1 pseudogene is annotated in these 1719 nt (G+C 42.6%); it reads left to right on the top strand.

Features of this window, described 5'->3' with window-relative positions:
- Positions 1–1555 (top strand): annotated as a pseudogene (locus tag ACFINY_RS09630) (filamentous hemagglutinin); the annotation flags it as partial.
- Between the last annotated feature and the right edge of the window lie 164 nt (positions 1556–1719).

The following is a 1719-nucleotide window of genomic DNA, read 5'->3' as shown; positions in this document are numbered from 1 at the left end:
CGTGGTTTCTGGAGAGCGTGTAGAAATGGAAGTAGGGGGTGATTTTGCCATTACCAGCCGCAGTGATACGGGACAAAGTTCCAGCAAGCAAAACTCTGTTTCCATTGGTTATAATAGCCGAGAAAAGGATGGTACAGCCACAACCAATATTTCCTTGAACAAGGATAAATCCTCTAGTGATTATCATAGTGTTGTGGAACAATCAGGCATCAAAGCGGGTGATGGTGGTTTTAAGATCAACGTTAAAGATAAAACAACGCTGACCGGAGGTATTATTGAAAGCACTGCGCCGGCAGATAAAAACAGCCTGACCACAGGAAGCATTAGCACCAGTGATATCAGCAACAGTGCGCATGCGCAAGCTAGCAGCCAAGGTTTAAGCATTTCGGCGGGTGGTCCGATGTATCAGGGCAAATATGGTGTCGGGAAAAACATTGCCAAAAATGTCTTAGATCATTCAAAAGCTAAAGATTCAGAGGAAGGATATACCAAATCTGCTATCAGCAATGGCACTATCGTCATTACTGATGAAGCAGGGCAGAAGGCATTGACAGGGCAAGATGTTGAGCAAGCCATAGCCTCCCTTAATCGGGATACTGCCACCGCCCATAAAGGTGTACAACAGCTCGATGCAGGCAAGCTGGAACAAATCGTCCATGAAAACCGCGAAATGGCAACGCAATTGTTGGAAGAAGGATTTAAATACAGTGATGACTCCTATAAAACCATGTTTATCAAAGAGCACCCCATCGCCGTGGTCGACCGTGATGAAAATGGCAATACAATCTATGAAATAGATGCGAATGGGGTACCTATAAGAGACGCTCGTGGACAACCAATACCTCACGCACATTATTTAACGGATGAAGAAAAGCAGCATTTACAAGAGGGTGCTGATGGCAAGGTGCATGTGTCCTTTAATGGCATCTTTACTCCACCAGAGGAAGCCGCTGTTTATGCGGTTCAACATGCGAAGGATAAAAATGAACCGCTTTATTTTGTGGTGTTCCCAGAAGCTGATTCTGCTATCTCAGAACTTCTAGTCGCGGGCTATCAGAAGTTTATGGAAAATAACTTTTGGGGTTTGACCAATTCAACACAAGAAGCAAAAGATTTGGTGTATAGCCATGGTCTTACAGGATTAGAACTTTATGGACATAGTCGCGGGACAATGACATTGGGGAATATGCTGAATTCTTTCAAACAAGAAGGTGTTCACGGTATAGCCGACAACACGAATATCAATTTCTATGGACCAGCCTTTAATGCTTTAGTTGCATCCGGTCTGTTAGGTTATGTGAGTGATGGCAAACAAACCACTATTGGCTTTGATGGGAATAGATACGACTTTGTAAGCAGAATTATTGGCGGCAATGGCTATACTTACGAGACAATACCTACTGGTAGTAACATGTGGAAAGAATGGTGGAGAGTGATCATGAATCCCATAAGCTCCCATACTTGCCTTGGAGATGTGGGTTATAAATGCCAAAAGTTTTATGGCACATCTCATCGTGAACAATTTCCTTTAAGTAAATCAAGGAGTAAAAAATGAAATACATTTTAAAGTTATTAAGTGGAATAGTTTTGGTGGGTGTAACTGGATGTAATATCGATAAACCTCCTCCAGGAGAGATAGCTACGTGGGAGAAAAATGGTGTTACTGATTTTACTGAGGTAGGAAAAGCCTTATTAGAATGTGGAATGCCAACCCCTTAT

It is taken from the genome of Bartonella sp. AA23NXGY, assembly GCF_042197165.1.
In the GTDB taxonomy this organism is placed as follows: Bacteria; Pseudomonadota; Alphaproteobacteria; order Rhizobiales; family Rhizobiaceae; genus Bartonella.
Note: the sequence above shows the minus strand (reverse complement) of the source record. Positions and strands in the feature narration are given on the sequence as shown.